This is a genomic window from Acidovorax sp. Root275 (assembly GCF_001428965.1).
In the GTDB taxonomy this organism is placed as follows: Bacteria; Pseudomonadota; Gammaproteobacteria; order Burkholderiales; family Burkholderiaceae_C; genus Acidovorax; species Acidovorax radicis.
In genome coordinates this window covers 1045087-1061043 of sequence record NZ_LMJH01000008.1, presented here as the reverse complement: position 1 = coordinate 1061043, position 15957 = coordinate 1045087, and the positions used below count along the sequence as shown (strand labels likewise).

The following is a 15957-nucleotide window of genomic DNA, read 5'->3' as shown; positions in this document are numbered from 1 at the left end:
CGCGCGCAAGGCGCACGTTTATCACGCGATCTTGTGCCCGCTACATCTCGGACCGGATGCGCGGCAGATCCGGTGCGGGCCGCGTCAACCAGCTCACCACCACCGCCACCGCCAGCCCGGTCGGCACGCCAAACACGCCGGCCGAGATGGGCTGGATGCCAAGCCAGAGCCCGTCCGCCAGCATCCAGCTGGGCAGCGCGCGCATGGCGGACACATGCGAAAGCATGTAATACACGGCCACGCCAAGCCCTGCCACCATGCCGGCCACCGCGCCCTGCCGCGTGGTGCCGCGCCAGAAGATGCCCAGCACCATCACCGGCACAAAAGCCGATGCGGCCAGCGAGAACGACGCCGACACCATGGGCAGAATTTCGGAGGGTTTGAGCGCCGCGACAAAAGCCGCCGACAAGGCCACCGCCAGCAAGGCGAACTTGCTCAGAATCACACGCTGCTCGGGCGACGCCTCGCGTTTGGCATCCTGAAAATACAGATCGCGGACCAGGGCATTGCTGATGGTGAGCAAAAGCCCATCGGCGGTAGACAGCGCCGCCGCCAACCCTCCCGCCGCCACGAGGCCGGAGACCACATAGGGCAGCCCCCCCAGTTCTGGCGTGGCCAGCATGATGAGGTCGGCCCCCAGCCGGATCTCGCCAAACTGCACGATTCCGTCGCCATTCACATCTTCTACCGACAGCAGCGAGGCATCGACACGCGCCCACTGGGCCATCCAGTTGGGCAAGGCCTCGAAACTGCTGCCCACGAGGTTCTGCATGACCTCGAACTTCACCAGCACCGCCAGCGCCGGCGCGCTCAGGTACAACAAGGCGATGAAGAACAGCGACCATGCCACCGACGCGCGCGCCGCCGACACCGTGGGCGATGTGTAGTAGCGGGTGAGCAGGTGCGGCAGGCCCGCCGTGCCCACCATCAGACAGAACATGAGCGCCAGGAAATTGCGGCGCGTCAGCTCGTATTCGCGCTGTTCCTCGGGCGTGCCTTGCGGGTCGCCCACATACGCCTGGCTGTGCAAGGGCAAGCCGCCCAGGGGACGGGCGCGTTCGTAGTTCTCGCGCATCTCGCGGGTCCAGCGTTCGCGGGCCGCAGCAGCATCACGCGGCAGGGCCGCCAGCTCGCGGCTGGCCGAGACGATCAGGCCCACATCGGCGTTCTGGGTGCGCAGCGCACGAATGCGCTCGCGCCCTTTCTCGCGCTCACGCTCCAGGGCGCCCTCCACATCACGCAGCCGGGCCTCGAAATCCTGGGCGCGACGCAGGTAGGTCTGCACCACCTGGTGCTCTGCAGGGGAGTCGAGCAACTGCGCCTCCAGATCAGCGATCTTGCTGATCTGCTCGCCATAAACCAGCGGTGCCAGCGGGTTGCCAAGCTGCTTGTAGGCCAGCCAGGACACCGGGATCAGGAAGGCCAGCAGCAGCACCACATACTGCGCCACCTGTGTCCAGGTGATGGCGCGCATGCCCCCCAGAAACGAGCACAGCAGGACCCCGCCCAGGCCGAGCATGATGCCGATCTCGAACTGCACGCCAGTCAGGCGCGAGGCAATCAGCCCAACGCCATAGATCTGCGCCACCACATACGTGAAAGAACACAGCACGGCGGCCAGCGCAGCAATCATGCGCGGCCACCGGCCGCCAAAGCGCACATGGAAAAAATCGGGCACGGTGTACAGGCCCATGGCGCGCAAGTGCGGTGCAATCAGCATCGCCACCAGGCAGAAACCGCCCGTCCACCCCAGCAGATAGGCCAGCCCTCCGGCCTGCCCCGGCGTACCCGAGAAGCCCTGCAGGTAGAGCGCCCCCGACAGGCTGATGAACGACGCGGCACTCATCCAGTCTGCCGCCGCCGCCATACCGTTGTACATGGGCGGAATGCGCCGGCCAGCCACGTAGTATTCCTCCGGGTCGGTGGTGCGGCCATAAACGCCGATACCCGCGTAGACCATCACCGTGAGGAACAGGAAAATAGGGCCGATCCAGTGCCGCGAGAGCCCCTGGTGCTCCGCCCAGGTCATCAGTGCCAGGAAGGCCAGCACCCCCGCTACGTACAGCGCAAAGATGCGGTGCAGCCGCCACAGATAGGCCCGGTCTGCGCCGGAAGAACTGTGGTCAGCCATGGGAGCGAGACGCATCGCCCGGGACCACTTCAGCAGCGGCCGTGGCTGCACGGTGCTCTGCGTCCTGGCGCTCGAACCGGTTCATGGCCCAGCCATAAGCCACCACGATACCGATGAACACCAGCACTGCCCCCTGGGCCGCGATCCAGTAGCCCAAAGGCCAGCCCCCAAAAACCAGCACCTGCAGGTCTCTGGCGAAATAGGTGGCACCAAACGATACCAGCGCCCACAGCAGCAGCAAGCCGGCCTTGAGCTTCAGGTGCCGCACATCGTGCAGATCGGGCGGGAACGGGCCCGCCATTTCGGCATCTGCAGAACGTGGGGGCTGCTGCGTCGGCGCTTGCATCACGGGCACGGCATCACGGACGCTGTGGGAAGTGGTGCGGATGGCGCATGGCAGCCCCCGAGGGCATCAACCTGCCAGTTGCTGCCAGGTCGCGATCACGCTGTCCGGGTTGAGCGAGATCGAAGAGATCCCCTCCTTGGCCAGCCACTGTGCAAAGTCAGGGTGGTCGCTGGGGCCCTGGCCGCAGATGCCGATGTACTTGCCCTGGGCCAGGCAGGCCTTGATGGCCTGGTGGATCAGCGCCTGCACGGCGGGGTCACGCTCGTCGAAGTCCTGCGCCAGCAGCTCCAGGCCCGAATCGCGGTCCAGGCCCAGGGTGAGCTGGGTCAGGTCGTTGGAGCCGATGGAGAAGCCATCGAAGAACTCCAGGAAGCGATCCGCCAGGATGGCGTTGCTCGGCACCTCGCACATCATGATGACCTTGAGGTCGTCCTTGCCACGCGAGAGGCCGTGGGTGGCCAGCAGCTTGGTCACGCGCTCGGCCTGGCCCAGCGTGCGCACGAAGGGCACCATCACCTGCACGTTGGTCAGGCCCATGTCGTTGCGCACGCGCTTCAAGGCCTCGCATTCCATCGCAAAGGCTTCGCCGAAGTCTTCACTGATGTAGCGCGCCGCGCCGCGGAAGCCCAGCATCGGGTTCTCTTCCTCGGGCTCGTAGCGGCTGCCGCCAATCAGCTTGCGGTACTCGTTGGACTTGAAGTCCGAGAGGCGCACGATAACCGGCTTGGGCCAGAAGGCGGCAGCAATGGTGGCCACACCTTCGGCCACCTTGTCCACGTAAAAAGCGCGGGGGCTGGCGTGGCCACGGGCCACGGATTCGACGGCCTTTTTCAGATCGGCGTCGATCTGGGGATAGTCGAGGATGGCCTTGGGGTGCACACCAATGTTGTTGTTGATGATGAACTCCAGCCGCGCCAGGCCCACGCCTTCGTTGGGCAGCTGGCAGAAGTCGAAGGCCAGCTGCGGGTTGCCCACGTTCATCATGATCTTGGTCTTGATGGGGGGCATGGCACCGCGCTGCACTTCCGTCACTTCGGTCTCGAGCAGGCCGTCATAGATGCGACCCGTGTCGCCCTCGGAGCAGCTCACAGTGACCAGCGTGCCGTCCTTGAGCAGCTCGGTCGCGTCACCGCAGCCCACCACGGCCGGAATGCCCAGTTCGCGCGCAATGATGGCGGCGTGGCAGGTGCGGCCGCCGCGGTTGGTGACGATGGCGCTGGCGCGCTTCATCACGGGTTCCCAGTTGGGGTCGGTCATGTCGGTCACCAGCACATCGCCGGGCTGGACCTTGTCCATCTCGGAAATGTTGTGCACCAGGCGCACCGGGCCGGTGCCGATCTTCTGGCCAATGGCGCGGCCTTCGGCCAGCACGGCGCCCTGGCCCTTGAGCTTGTAGCGCAGCTCGGCCTGGCCCTTGGCCTGGCTCTTCACGGTTTCAGGGCGGGCCTGCAGGATGTAGAGCTGGCCGTCGGTGCCGTCCTTGCCCCACTCAATGTCCATGGGGCGGGCGTAGTGCTGCTCGATCACCAGGGCATAGCGCGCCAGCTGCTCCACGTCGGCATCGGTCAGCGAGTAGCGGTTGCGCTGTTCAGTGGGCACGTCCACCGTCTTGACGAGCTTGCCGCTGGCGGCCTTCTCTTCGGGCGTGGAGAACACCATCTGGATCAGCTTGCTACCCAGATTCCGGCGGATCAACGCCTTCTTGCCCGCCTGGAGCATGGGCTTGTGCACATAGAACTCGTCGGGGTTCACGGCGCCCTGCACCACCGTCTCGCCCAGGCCATAGCTGCTGGTGATGAAGACGACGTCTTCGAAGCCGGACTCGGTGTCGATGGTGAACATCACGCCCGCAGCGCCCAGGTCAGAGCGGACCATGCGCTGCACGCCGGCCGACAGGGCCACCACATCGTGTTCAAAACCCTTGTGCACGCGGTAGGAAATGGCGCGGTCGTTGTACAGCGACGCGAACACTTCCTTCATCTTGTGCATGACTTCGTCGATGCCCACCACGTTCAGGAAAGTCTCCTGCTGGCCAGCGAACGATGCATCGGGCAGATCCTCGGCCGTGGCGGACGAGCGCACGGCAAACGAGGCAGCGGGGTTGCCAGCGCTCAACTTGGCAAATTCGTCGGCAATGGCTTTTTGCAGGTCGGCCGGGAAAGGCTGGGCCTCGACCATGGCGCGGATCTCTGCGCCCACGGCGGCAAGCGCACGCACGTCTTCGGTGTCCAGGCTCTTGAGCTTGGCGCTGATCTTGTCAGCCAGGCCGTCGTAGGCCAGGAACTCGCGGAACGCGTGGGCGGTGGTGGCAAAGCCCGTGGGCACGCGCACGCCCTGCGGCAGCTGGGAGATCATCTCGCCGAGGCTGGCGTTTTTACCGCCAACCGCCTCGACATCGGTCATTCTCAGGTTTTCAAACGGTACGACCAGGGCGGTCGGGCTGAAAAGTGCAGACATGGGAAAGCTCCAGAAGTTGAAACCGGGTCTGCGCGCCCGCCCCCTTGGAGCGATGGGCGAGCGGCCATGCACAGGCTGCAGCTTTGTCGTTGTGGTTGTAGGCCGACGGTGTGCATGGTGAGAATTGGATAATTGTGACAATTGTAGGCCCGCGCATCTGGCAACGGGCTGACGCTTTCACGCGACTTACGCAAATGGGGCCATCACCACTTCTTTGTGGTGGCAACCCTGCTGGCGCAAGCCGCATCCAAAAAAAGGGGCTCCATGCACTCGCGCACCGTATTTTTCGTCTCTGACGGCACCGGCATCACTGCCGAAACCTTCGGCAACGCCATCCTGGCCCAGTTCGAAATGAAGCCGCGCCATGTGCGCCTGCCCTTTATCGACACCGTGGACAAGGCCCACCAGGCCGTGCGGCAGATCAACCACACCGGCGAGGTCGAGGGCAAAAAGCCTGTGGTCTTCACCACCCTGGTCAATATGGAGGTGCTCAAGGTCATCCAGGAAGGCTGCAAGGGCATGCTGCTCGATATGTTCGGCACCTTCGTCCACCCGCTGGAAGAAGAACTGGGCATCAAGTCGCACCACCGCGTGGGCCGCTTCAGCGATGTGAGCCGCAGCAAGGAATACACCGACCGCATCGAGGCCATCAACTTCAGCCTGGCCCACGACGATGGCCAGAGCAACCGCGACCTGGCCGGTGCCGACGTGATCCTGGTGGGGGTGAGCCGCAGTGGCAAGACGCCCACCAGCCTGTACCTGGCCATGCAATGTGGCCTGAAAGCCGCCAACTACCCGCTGATCCCCGAGGATTTCGAGCGCCGCCAGTTGCCGCCTGCGCTGGTGCCGTTCCGCAGCAAGATCTTTGGCCTGACCATCAGCCCCGACCGCCTGGCCGAAATCCGCGCCGAGCGCCGCCCCAACTCCCGCTACGCCAGCCTGGAGAACTGCCGCATGGAAGTCTCCGAAGCAGAGGCCATGATGCGGCGGGCGGGCATCCGGTGGTTGTCCACCACCACCAAGTCAATCGAAGAGATCGCCACCACCATCCTGCAGGAGATCCGGCCGGAGCGGCTGGTGTATTGAGGGCGGTGACGGTCGGTGCCTGCAGCAAGGTGACCGGTATTTTCAGGAAAAATGGCACCTTGCGCTCTATCTACGAGCATTTATAGCTATCAATAGCAGAGCAAAATCACTCCGTATTCGCTGCATCCAAGATGACTGATGAAGGGCGGAGGCTGACCGCCCGCAGTTCGTCATCATGGCCCCGAGCACAAGCCCAGGAAGCGCATGTGTGCTGCGCGCGCCGATTCGACGCGCAGGTGGTCACCCCCAGGGGAACCATCGCCGGTGGCGCTCGCGACCTGCGGCCCGCGGCGGGCGCCACAGCCGCCTGCCGGCGTTCCCCCATCGCAAGCCCTGGAAGCGTGGCGACCCCCAACACGTGCGACACTGCGTGCCCCGCAGGACCATGGACGTTTCTGGCCCATGGGGCTTTTCGCGGCCGAGCGAGTCTTTGAACAGGCTCCACCTCAGGCTCCCACCCGCACCTCGGCCGCGCCACATGGCGGCACGGCACACCCCCCTCTTTCATCGGGCCACCGCCCATCGCTCATCCCACCCGGAGTTTTCTTTTGAAAAAATCGCCAGCCCTCAAAGTTGTTTTAGTGACCTTGATAGCCGCCACGGTAGTGACCCTGTATGTCGGCAAGCGCTGGTATGACTATGTGAGCAAAGCGAAGTCGCCCTACGACGAGGTGGGCATCGAACTCAACTCCAGAGCACCGGAACCACTCAACCGCTGGGGCTGCGCCCAGTTGCAAGAACGCTTTGCCAACGCGGTACCGCCCTACGGGTGCGCTACCGGCAACGGCCGCCAGTGGAAATAGGGCAAAGTCGTAGCACGCACAGGCAGGTAAAAAAAGCCTGATCCAAAGACATTGAACCCCATCCGTGGCGTGCCCGCGTATGGCCGCACCAAGACTTGCTTGGTGCGGCCCAGCGGGCCACAGCCTGCCCGCAGATCACCAGCGCAGCGGCGCGGCTTCGGCGTCCCAGAAGATCCATCGGCGCAGCTCCACATAAGGCGAGTTGCCGACGGAATACCGATCCATCTCCGTCTCTGACCGCTGCAACAGCACCAGGTAGCCGCCGTAACTTCCCACCAGCAGCAGGCTGCCATCCGGCGATACCTCTACCGCGCTGATCGTGCTGCCGATGTGGTGGCGCCACAGCGCCTTGCCGGCGTCGTCGCGGGCATGCAGGTAGCCATGGGCATCGCCCACGATCACCATGCCCGGCAGGGTGGCCGATGCGTAGACGCGCCATTCTGAGTCGATCAGCGTGCCCTCGCTGTCCTGCGCATCGTCCACTCGGCTGGCCACGGTGCAGCCGTTGTAGAAATGGCAGGAGTTGGCCCACAGCAGCGCGCTGTCGTGCGAGAAGCGGGTGTGGTGCGGGTAGTCGTCGGTGAACAGCGCGCGCAGCACCTTGCCCTGGGCGTCGAGCAGGATGTGCCTGCTATCCTGGTCGCCCAGGGCAATGTGCCGTTCGTCGGGCGAGAGCGCCATGTGCAGCATGCACAGCGCCAGCTGGCGGGGGCCGGTGTTCTCCCTTTCGTCCTCGCCGCCGTCCCCATCGTCGTCTCCGTCCCCGTTCTCATCTTCGTTGTCGTCGCGCTCCCCCACCTCCTGCATCTGGTTCTTGGGCCAGCTGTAAGGGCCGTCCTCGTCGAACTCCTGCGGGTGGATGCGCTGCACGCTGGCGGGCGTGAGCAGGTACACCCCCGTGGGGTTGCGCAGCAGAGCGCGCTGGCCGTCGTTGAAGGGGATGACTTCATCGCAGCGCTGGCCCAGCTCGCCTGCGGCGAGGCCCAGCGATGCGGGCAGCCCTTCGTTGCCTTGCGGCAGCGGCAATCGCGCGATCTGTGGCCCGCCAAAGCCCTGGTGCGTGGTGATGTGCGTGCCGTCGCTCAGCGCAAAACAGCGCCCGTCGTGCGAGCGGCCCAGGCCCTTGAGCGCGGGCAGCGGCGTGAGCGCCGGGCCCTGCAACCGCACCCAGCGCGCGTCATCGCTGTGTTCCGCTCCGATGCGCGCCACCACACCATCGCCATCGGGCAGCCAGAACACCGGGCCGATGGACGGCCCCTGGTCGGCCGCCAGGTGCACATAGGCATGGGGGGCAAAGGCAAAGCGCTGGCGAAACCGTTCGGTAAGGGCCTCGTCCGCATGGCGGTTCACCACCCGGGCCAGCTGCAGCACGGTGGCGGCGCTGGCCTTGCGCGGGTCGCCGGGCAGTGTGCCGTTCGGGCCGTTCCGCCCGGCGCCTTCATCGTTGTCCCAACCTGGTGCCTGGTAGCCAGCCGCTTCGGCTGCAGCGGCGGCTACCTGCTCCGCGAGCTGGTAGCCGCGGATGGCCGCCACATAGGCTTGGCCGCCGGCCTGCCACTCCTCGGACAGTGCCAGCAATTCGGGCGGGAACACGGCCGCATCCGGCAAGCCATGGGCCAGTGGCGGCGTAGCCAGCAGGTGCACCGCAGCCTCTATGCGCCGGGCCTCGGCTTGCGCGGCGCGCTCCTGGGCCTGCTCGGCCAGTTGTTCGGCATACGCCTGCAGCAAGGGCGCCTCCACCATGCCATACAGGCGCAGCAATCGCGCAATGTGGTCGGCAGCGCCACACGGCAACGGCGGGCGGTTTTCGCTTTGCCGCTGGCTGTAGGTGAACTCCACCGGCTCCCGGCCCTCGCCCGGCCTGTCAATATCAATCTGGTAAGCGCCATGGGCGTCGTGCTCCGCGTCGCCGGGGGCATCCTCGCCGTTCTCCCAGCTCACATCGAGCGCGCGGCACCAGAACTCACCTTCATGCATGCCAGGCCGGCGCGCGCCCACCCACACGTCGTCAAACCAGGTGCCGCGCTTGTCGGCATCCCACCAGTCGTTGTACTCCTCCGTGAATACGGGCAACTGGGTGAAGCGCTCAATGCGCTTTGTTGTGATCTCTGCCTTCAATCGCCGGTACAGCGGGTAGCCCGCGCGCGACTGGCCCACGGCCCGGCGCACATAGTCGATCACGCCGCGCCAGGCCTGGGTGCAGGCCTCGTGCGCCTCTGGATCGGCGGCTTCGTCCAGCCCCCTCCAGTCGCCGGCCACGCCATCGTCGTAGGGGCGGTACAGCACAGACAGTCGCTCGGCCACTGGCACCGCTGGCACCACTGGCGCGGGGCGCTGCAGCTTGCCAGCCACCCGCCCTGGCCGCCGGGTTGGGGGCGCAGGTTCTTGAACGACCCCCATGTAGAAGTCCCAGGTCTTCCACACCGTCATGTACACCCTGTCGTCGTGCGGGTTTCCATCCCCGTCCACGTGGCGGCGGCACAGTGAAAAATGGGTCTGCCCAAACCAATCGCGGACATGGTGTTCCTCGGGCGCCAGCGCGTCAGAGTTCACCGCAGCCAGGATGTTGGCCACGCTGATGACCTCGTCCGCAAACAGATCGGAAGCCAGGGGCAGGTCGTTGTGGATGTCACTGCTGCTGCGCACAGGGCTCTCGCCGCTGCACACGGCGGCCACCACACGATCACGATCGAACAGCTCGGCCAAGCCGTCCTCTCCATCGTCGATGCCGTTGAAGAACCCTGGCGCAAACACCAGGCCCGCAGCCTCGCTCGAAAACTCCACGAGGCTGGGCACACCCCGCACCTCATCGAGCAAAAACTCCACGTCTTCCCCGCCAGCAAGGTGCAAGGCATAGGCTTCGGTGAAAAGCGCCACACGCGCCGACAACCCACCGTTCACCCGCAACTCCCCCGGCTCGCCATCGCCCCATAGCAACCCGTGGACCTGCAACGCACCCTGCACGTGTAGCAGCTGTCCCCCCACCACGGCGTGCGCCACCTGCACGTTGCCGAGCACGACGAGGTGGCTGGACCTGTAGGTGTCGCTGGAGGTCAGCGCACCATCGATCTGCAGGTTGCCCTCGATGAGGATCAGGCGCACACCACCGGGGGGTGGTCCTTTCGCGCCGGAGGTGGCCTGCGCCAGGGCCCGCATGGCACCGCCGGCTTGCAAGGGGGTGTCCAGCGACAGCTCGGACCAGCGCACGTCGCCCGTCACCCAGGCCACGGTGGCATCGGCCCAGGCATCTGGCTCCGAACTCAGGAGCTCGGCCATCGGACCGTCAACGGGAAGCAGATGGGCCACATCGGCCAAAGTGACAAAACGCAGGATGGGCATGGTGCAGAGAAGGCGTTGTGCGCCGAACAATCGTTGAAAAGGCCTTCACAGGAGGAAGGCCTTCGTTGGCGCCAGGCGCTGATGAATGGATGGAGCCCACAGAGTTTTTGTCACCCGCAACCGCCCGCACAGGCCCGCGGTCGGTTGTGTGGTCTCTGGGGCGAATGACCTGGCTTGGCTTAGCCTAACAGCGACCGTGTGTCTCACCTGTTGTTATTTCAGCGACCGACGCACATGGGGAGAATGCTCTCAGTCCGCCGTCCAGCGCTGGATCGTCCGGCGGTTGCCCCCACTGCGCGCCTCAACCGCCGAAGCCGGGGGTCGAGCCTTTCAAGACGGTGGCCCTGCAGGCTCCTTTCAAAATAGCATTTGCTTCAATTTTGATAGCTGCTATCGCATTCCTGATAAGCGCCAGGGTCGTATTTCTTCTAAAAAATTCAAGGACTACGGTGCGAGGCGCCCAGCGCAGCAGCAAAAACAGACACACACCGCCGCTGGCAGGCCCCTTTTCATCCGTTCCGCTTACTTCACCACAAACCGCACGTTGGCCGCCTTCTTGCCCGGCAGTGTGACCAGCGCCACCACCTTCGTGCCCGCCGCCACCTTGAACGCGCCCTTGCCTTCCAGTTTGCCCTCGCCTGTGGACACCAGCATGGCTTCGGATTTTTCGGTGCCGTTGAGCAAGGTGAGCTTGGCACTCACGCCTTCGGTCTTGGCCGGCTTTCCGTGGTCGCGCAGGTGCAGCGTGATCACGTCCGGCTTGGCCACCAGTTCGTAGTCCATGTCATTGGCTTCGACCACGATGCCGCCGTGCAGCGGCTTGTGTTCGTGGCCATGGGCGTGGTCGCCTGCGGCGAAGGCGGTGCTGGAAAGAGAAACCGTGAGCGCCAGGGCGGCGCAAAGACGGGTTGTGGTCTGCATGGTGAACCTTTCAAAGGGTGGATGGAAAACATGGAGGAATCGAAACATCAGAACGCCTCGGCGTTCTTCTCGTCGAGCAGCCGCTCGGCGTCGCGACGGCCGAACAGCCAGAACAGGGCCGGGGTCAGGAAGGTGTCGAGCAGGGTCGAACTGATCAGGCCCGAGAAGATCACCACCGCCACCGGGTGCAATATCTCGGTGCCGGGGCGCTCGGCCTCCAGCAGCAGCGGTGCCAGCGCGAAGGCGGTGACCAGGGCGGTCATGAGCACGGGGGACAGGCGTTCGAGCGAGCCGCGCACGATCATCGCGGTGTCGAAGTTCTCGCCCTCCACACGCATCAGGTTCAGGTAGTGGCTCACCTTCAGGATGCCGTTGCGCACCGAGACGCCCGCCAGCGTGATGAAGCCGATCAGCGCCGCCACCGACAGCGGCTGGCCCGATATCCACAGCCCCAGCACGGCGCCCACCAGCGCCAGCGGGATGTTGGCCATGATCAGCGCCGACAGCGTGGCCGAGCGGTAGCGCGTGTACAGCACCACGAACATCAGCACCAGCGAGACCACGGCCAGCATGCCCACCAGGCGGCTGGCCTCCTCCTGCGCCTGGAACTGGCCGCCCAGGGTGATGAAGTAGCCATCCGGCAGGCGCGTATCGCCCACCACCTTGCGGATGTCGGCCACCACGTCGGACAGCGCCCGGCCCTGCGCGTTGGCCGACAGCACGATGCGCCGCTTGCCATCGTCGCGGCTGATCTGGTTGGGGCCGTCGCCGTCTTCGATGCTGGCCAGGCGCGACAGCGGCACCCGCCCGCGCGGCGTCTCGATCATGATCTGCGCCAGGCCCTCGAGCGAGCGCGCGCTCTCGGGCAGGCGCACCACCAGCGCGAAGCGCCGGCTGCCTTCCACGATCTGCGTGACCTTTTCGCCCTCCACCAGGCCCTGCAGCGTGGCTAGCACCTGCGCGGCCGGCACGCCGTACTGGGCGGCTGCGGCATGGTCCACGCGCACGGTGATCTGCGGCGCCAGCACCTGCTTTTCCACCTCCAGGTCGGCCAGGCCGTCGATGCTGGCCAGGCGCGCGCGCAGCGCATCGGCCTGGCCGCGCAGGGTGTCCAGATCCTCGCCGAAGAGCTTGATCGCGATCTGCGAGCGCACGCCCGAGAGCATGTGGTCGATGCGGTGCGAGATGGGCTGGCCGATGGCGATGGCCGCCGGCATCTGCGCCAGGCGGCTGCGGATGTCGGCCTGCACTTCGGCCATGCTGCGCGTGAGCTCGGCCGCGGGCAGCAGGCCCACGTCGAGCTCGCTCACGTGCACGCCCTCGGCATGTTCGTCCAGCTCGGCCCGGCCGCTGCGCCGGCCCACGTGCGTGACCTCGGGCACCTGGCGCACCAGCACCTCGGCCTGGCTGGCCAGCTGGGCCGATTCGGCCAACGTCACGCCCGGGTTCAGGCGCATGCCGATGAGCAGCGTGCCCTCGTTGAACGGTGGTAAAAATGTGGTCGGAAAGAACGGCACCGCCGCGACCGACAGCACCACCGCCACCGCACTCACCGCCATGGCGACGCGCGGGTGCGCGAGCACCCGAGTGAGCCCGCCGCGGTAGCGCGCCTTGAGCCAGGCCACCACGCGCGTGTCGCCATGGTCCAGGTTCTTCATGCGCGGCAGCAGGTAGAACGCCAGCACCGGCGTGACCGTGACCGACACCAGCAGCGATGCCACGGTGGAGACGATGAAGGCGATGCCCAGTGGCACGAACAGCCGCCCCTCGATGCCCGGCAGGGCGAACAGCGGCAGGAACACCAGGACGATGATGGCCGTGGCGTAGAGGATGCCCGAGCGCACCTCCATCGACGCGAGCTTGACCACCTCGATGGGGTGCAGCCGGTGGTTCGGGTGCTTGGCCCGGTCCATCTTCAGGCGGCGCAGCACGTTCTCCACGTCCACCACCGCATCGTCCACCAGGCCGCCGATGGCAATCGCCAGGCCGCCCAGCGTCATGGTGTTGATCGACAGGCCGAAGTACTTGAACACCAGCGCCGTGATGAAGATCGACACCGGGATGGCCGTGAGCGCGATCACCGTGGGCCTGAGCGTGCCCAGGAACACGAACAAAATCACTGCCACGAACACCGAGGCGCCCATAAGCTTGCCCTGCAGCGTGGTGACCGAGGCCTCGATGAAGCTCGCCTGGCGGAAGGTGACGCGCGGCGCCTCCATGCCTTCGGGCAGCGACTTCTTCAAATCACCCAGCGCCGACTCGATGCTGCGCGTGAGCGCGATGGTGTCCGCCGTGGGCTGCTTCTGAATGCCCAGGATCACGGCCGGCTTGCCCTCGAAGCCCGCGTCCCCGCGCTTGAGGGCGGCGGCAAAGGTCACCTCGGCCACCTGGCGCAGCAGCACCGGCTGGCCGTTCTTCGCGGTAAGGGCCAGGTTCTGCAGATCTTCCAGACGCGAGGTGCGGCCCAGGTGGCGGATCAGGTACTCGCGCCCGTTGAGCTCCAGAAAGCCCCCCGAGGTGTTGCTGGAGAAGCCCTTGAGCGCCCCCGTGAGCTGGTCGTGCGTGATGCCCAGTTCGGCCATGCGCGCCGTCTGCGGCTGCACCTGGAACTGCCGCACCTCGCCGCCGATGGGGATCACCTGCGCCACGCCGGCAATCGCCAGCAGGCGCGGTCGCAGCACCCAGTCGGCATACTCGCGCACGGCCATGGGCGTGGTGCGCTGCACGTCGATGGGGATCGCCACCTGCATGATCTCGCCCATGATGGAGCTGATGGGCCCCATGCGCGGCGTGACGCCCGCGGGCAACCCCTCCTCCATGGACGCCAGGCGCTCGGACACCATCTGCCGGGCGCGGAAGATGTCCGTGCTCCAGTCGAAGGTGACGTAGATGAAGGACAGCCCCGCGCTCGAGGTGGAGCGCACGCTCTCCACACCGGGCAGGCCGTTCATGGTCGTCTCCAGCGGGAAGGTGATGAGCTGCTCCACCTCTTCGGCGGCCATGCCGCCGGCCTCGGTCATCAGCGTGACCGTGGGCTTGTTGAGGTCGGGGAACACGTCCACCGGCGTGCGCGAGAGCGTGAAGGCGCCATAGGCCATGAGCACGCCGGCCGCGATGAGCACCAGCAGCCGGTTGGTCAGGCTGTTTTCGAGGAGCCACTTGAACATTGCGTGGTTCCCTTCAGCGGACCTGGTTGATCAGCGTGGCGCCCTGCGTGGCCACGCGGTCACCGGCCTGGAGGCCCGAGGTCACGGCCACCGAGGCACCGTCGAGCGGCACATACGTGACCACGCGCGGCACAAAGCGCTCGGGCGACTCCTTGACCCAGACGATGGTCTGGTTGGCGGGGTTGCGCAGCAGCGAGGCCACCGGCACCTGCACGCCCGCGGCCTGCTCGGTGGATTGCACGAACACGCGCACCGGCTGGCCCAGGGCCAGGGTGCCAAGCACCGCCGAATCGCCGGCAAACTGCAGCGGCAGCGCCTGCTCGCGCAGGCTGCGCGCTGCCCCGAGGAAGCGCAGCGGCACGCGCTGCCCGCCCACGGCCAGCGCGGCACCGGCCACGCTGTGGGCCTGGGCCGTGTCGTAGGCCAGGGCCTCCACGCGCAGGCGCGCCGGGTCGACCACCTCGAACAGCAGCTCGCGCGCATCCACCACCTGGCCCGCCACGGCATTGGCCGAGGCGATCACACCCGAGACCGGTGCCACCAGCGCATCGCGCGTGGACAGGCCGGCACCCACCGCGCCCAGGCGCTGGGTGAAGCTATGCAGCTCGCTCTCGGCCGCCTCGATGTCCTTGCGCGGCACGGTGTCGGCCAGGTCCTTCAAACGCGCCACGCGCCGTGCCGCCAGGTCGCGCCCCGCGCGCAGCTCGGCCTGCTGGGCCAGTTGGTTGGAGCGCTCGATGGCACCCGCCGTCGGCACCACATAGGCCAGAACCTCGCCCTTGCGCACTGCCTGGCCCACGCCGGGCAGGCCTTTGGGGCCCGCCTCCAGCCGGCCGGCCAGCGCGGCCTGCACCTTGCCGCCGGCGTTGGGGTCCATCACCACCGTGCCAGCCAGCTCGAAGGCCTTGGGGTGCTGGCCTTCGGCGGCCACCAGCGTGCGCACGCCCAGCTGGCGCTGCGCGGGCTTGGGCAGGAACACGCTGCCATCGGGCTGGCGCTTGGGACCATTGCCGTCGGCAGCAGGTGGGGCATCGCCATGGTCATGGCCTTCGCCAGCGCGCGCCAGCAACGGGGCGCACAGCACAGCGGCCACCAACAGGGCTGCGACGGAATGGAGAGCGGTCAGCCGCTTCATGCTGCACCTCCCAGGCGCTGAGTGCGCGCGGTGCGGCCACGCCGCAAGCCCCATACCGCTGCCAGGGCCAGCAACACGACAGCCACGGCGCCGGCTACCAGCGCATTGCGCCGGCCCGTGGGCTCGGCGTGGGCATGCGCCGCAGCATGCACGTCGATCTCGCCGGCCAGCAGGTCGGTGTCGGTGCCGGCCACCACGGTGGCGGTGACGGGGCTTGCGCCCTCGGCCAGCGGAGCGGCCAACGCAGCCTGGAACTCGCCGTCCGCCACGCGGGTCACGGGCACGCGCGTGCCGGCAATGTCGAGCTCGAGCTGCGCCTCCTTCACCGGGCTGTTGTCGCCCGCATGGTCGAGGTAGAGCGCCAGCTTTTGCCCATCGAGCACTCCCACCAGCTCGAACAGGTCGGAGGTGGCGGCAAAGCGCGGCATCGCAGGGCCGGCTGCAGTGGCGGGGGCTTCGCCATGGTCATGCCCCGCATCGGCCAAGGCTGCCGGCGGCACGAGGCCCAACACCAGGGCCAGGCCCAGTGTGGAAAAGAGAGAGAGGAGTTGCATGGTGATCACAAAAATGGG

The 15957-nt window shown here is 66.5% G+C and carries 10 protein-coding genes; 2 read left to right on the top strand and 8 right to left on the bottom strand.

Going from position 1 to position 15957, the window contains the following annotated elements; translation table 11 throughout:
• Positions 1-40 precede the first annotated feature (40 nt).
• The 3 genes from ASE52_RS14835 to ppsA form a co-directional block, all read right to left on the bottom strand.
• The gene (locus ASE52_RS14835) at positions 41-2131 is read right to left on the bottom strand and encodes a VC_2705 family sodium/solute symporter (protein ID WP_057227078.1); all 2091 of its coding nucleotides are present in this window, start codon (positions 2129-2131) and stop codon (positions 41-43) included.
• Positions 2124-2477 carry a DUF4212 domain-containing protein gene (locus ASE52_RS14830; protein WP_010464087.1) on the bottom strand — a complete coding sequence of 118 codons (354 nt, stop codon included), beginning with the start codon at positions 2475-2477 and terminating at the stop codon, positions 2124-2126. Before ASE52_RS14830 ends, ASE52_RS14835 begins: the two co-directional genes overlap by 8 nt.
• Positions 2478-2543: 66 nt before the next feature.
• Positions 2544-4934, bottom strand: a complete 2391-nt coding sequence (ppsA, locus tag ASE52_RS14825; RefSeq protein WP_057227076.1) for a phosphoenolpyruvate synthase — start codon at positions 4932-4934, stop codon at positions 2544-2546.
• A gap of 264 nt (positions 4935-5198) precedes the next feature.
• On the opposite strand from ppsA, the gene ASE52_RS14820 reads away from it, so the two are divergent.
• Both ASE52_RS14820 and ASE52_RS14815 read left to right on the top strand, forming a co-directional pair.
• The gene (locus ASE52_RS14820) at positions 5199-6020 is read left to right on the top strand and encodes a pyruvate, water dikinase regulatory protein (RefSeq protein ID WP_010464085.1); all 822 of its coding nucleotides are present in this window, start codon (positions 5199-5201) and stop codon (positions 6018-6020) included.
• Between the two features lie 581 nt (positions 6021-6601).
• On the top strand, positions 6602-6823 hold the full coding sequence (locus ASE52_RS14815; RefSeq protein ID WP_241777007.1) for a hypothetical protein: 222 nt from the start codon (positions 6602-6604) through the stop codon (positions 6821-6823).
• A 135-nt stretch (positions 6824-6958) separates the two neighbouring features.
• On the opposite strand, the gene ASE52_RS14810 is transcribed toward ASE52_RS14815, so the two are convergent.
• The 5 genes from ASE52_RS14810 to ASE52_RS14790 form a co-directional block, all read right to left on the bottom strand.
• The gene (locus tag ASE52_RS14810; protein WP_057227072.1) at positions 6959-10162 is read right to left on the bottom strand and encodes a hypothetical protein; all 3204 of its coding nucleotides are present in this window, start codon (positions 10160-10162) and stop codon (positions 6959-6961) included.
• 522 nt (positions 10163-10684) lie between these two features.
• Positions 10685-11083 carry a hypothetical protein gene (locus ASE52_RS14805; RefSeq protein WP_010464082.1) on the bottom strand — a complete coding sequence of 133 codons (399 nt, stop codon included), beginning with the start codon at positions 11081-11083 and terminating at the stop codon, positions 10685-10687.
• A 47-nt stretch (positions 11084-11130) separates the two neighbouring features.
• Positions 11131-14250: an efflux RND transporter permease subunit gene (locus ASE52_RS14800; RefSeq protein WP_010464081.1), complete on the bottom strand. Its 3120-nt coding sequence runs from the start codon at positions 14248-14250 to the stop codon at positions 11131-11133.
• A gap of 13 nt (positions 14251-14263) precedes the next feature.
• Positions 14264-15385: an HlyD family efflux transporter periplasmic adaptor subunit gene (locus tag ASE52_RS14795; protein ID WP_010464080.1), complete on the bottom strand. Its 1122-nt coding sequence runs from the start codon at positions 15383-15385 to the stop codon at positions 14264-14266.
• Positions 15382-15957, bottom strand: a 576-nt coding sequence (locus ASE52_RS14790; RefSeq protein WP_347230961.1) for a hypothetical protein, incomplete at its 5' end; no start/stop codon positions are given. The genes ASE52_RS14795 and ASE52_RS14790, both read right to left, overlap by 4 nt.

Bases quoted from the DNA above. Each gene is read 5' to 3' on its own strand.
- ASE52_RS14835 (WP_057227078.1), bottom strand. From the start codon at position 2,131: ATGGCTGACCACAGTTCTTCCGGCGCAGACCGGGCCTATCTGTGGCGG.
- ASE52_RS14830 (WP_010464087.1), bottom strand. From the start codon at position 2,477: ATGCAAGCGCCGACGCAGCAGCCCCCACGTTCTGCAGATGCCGAAATG.
- ppsA (WP_057227076.1), bottom strand. From the start codon at position 4,934: ATGTCTGCACTTTTCAGCCCGACCGCCCTGGTCGTACCGTTTGAAAAC.
- ASE52_RS14820 (WP_010464085.1), top strand. From the start codon at position 5,199: ATGCACTCGCGCACCGTATTTTTCGTCTCTGACGGCACCGGCATCACT.
- ASE52_RS14810 (WP_057227072.1), bottom strand. From the start codon at position 10,162: ATGCCCATCCTGCGTTTTGTCACTTTGGCCGATGTGGCCCATCTGCTT.
- ASE52_RS14805 (WP_010464082.1), bottom strand. From the start codon at position 11,083: ATGCAGACCACAACCCGTCTTTGCGCCGCCCTGGCGCTCACGGTTTCT.
- ASE52_RS14800 (WP_010464081.1), bottom strand. From the start codon at position 14,250: ATGTTCAAGTGGCTCCTCGAAAACAGCCTGACCAACCGGCTGCTGGTG.
- ASE52_RS14795 (WP_010464080.1), bottom strand. From the start codon at position 15,385: ATGAAGCGGCTGACCGCTCTCCATTCCGTCGCAGCCCTGTTGGTGGCC.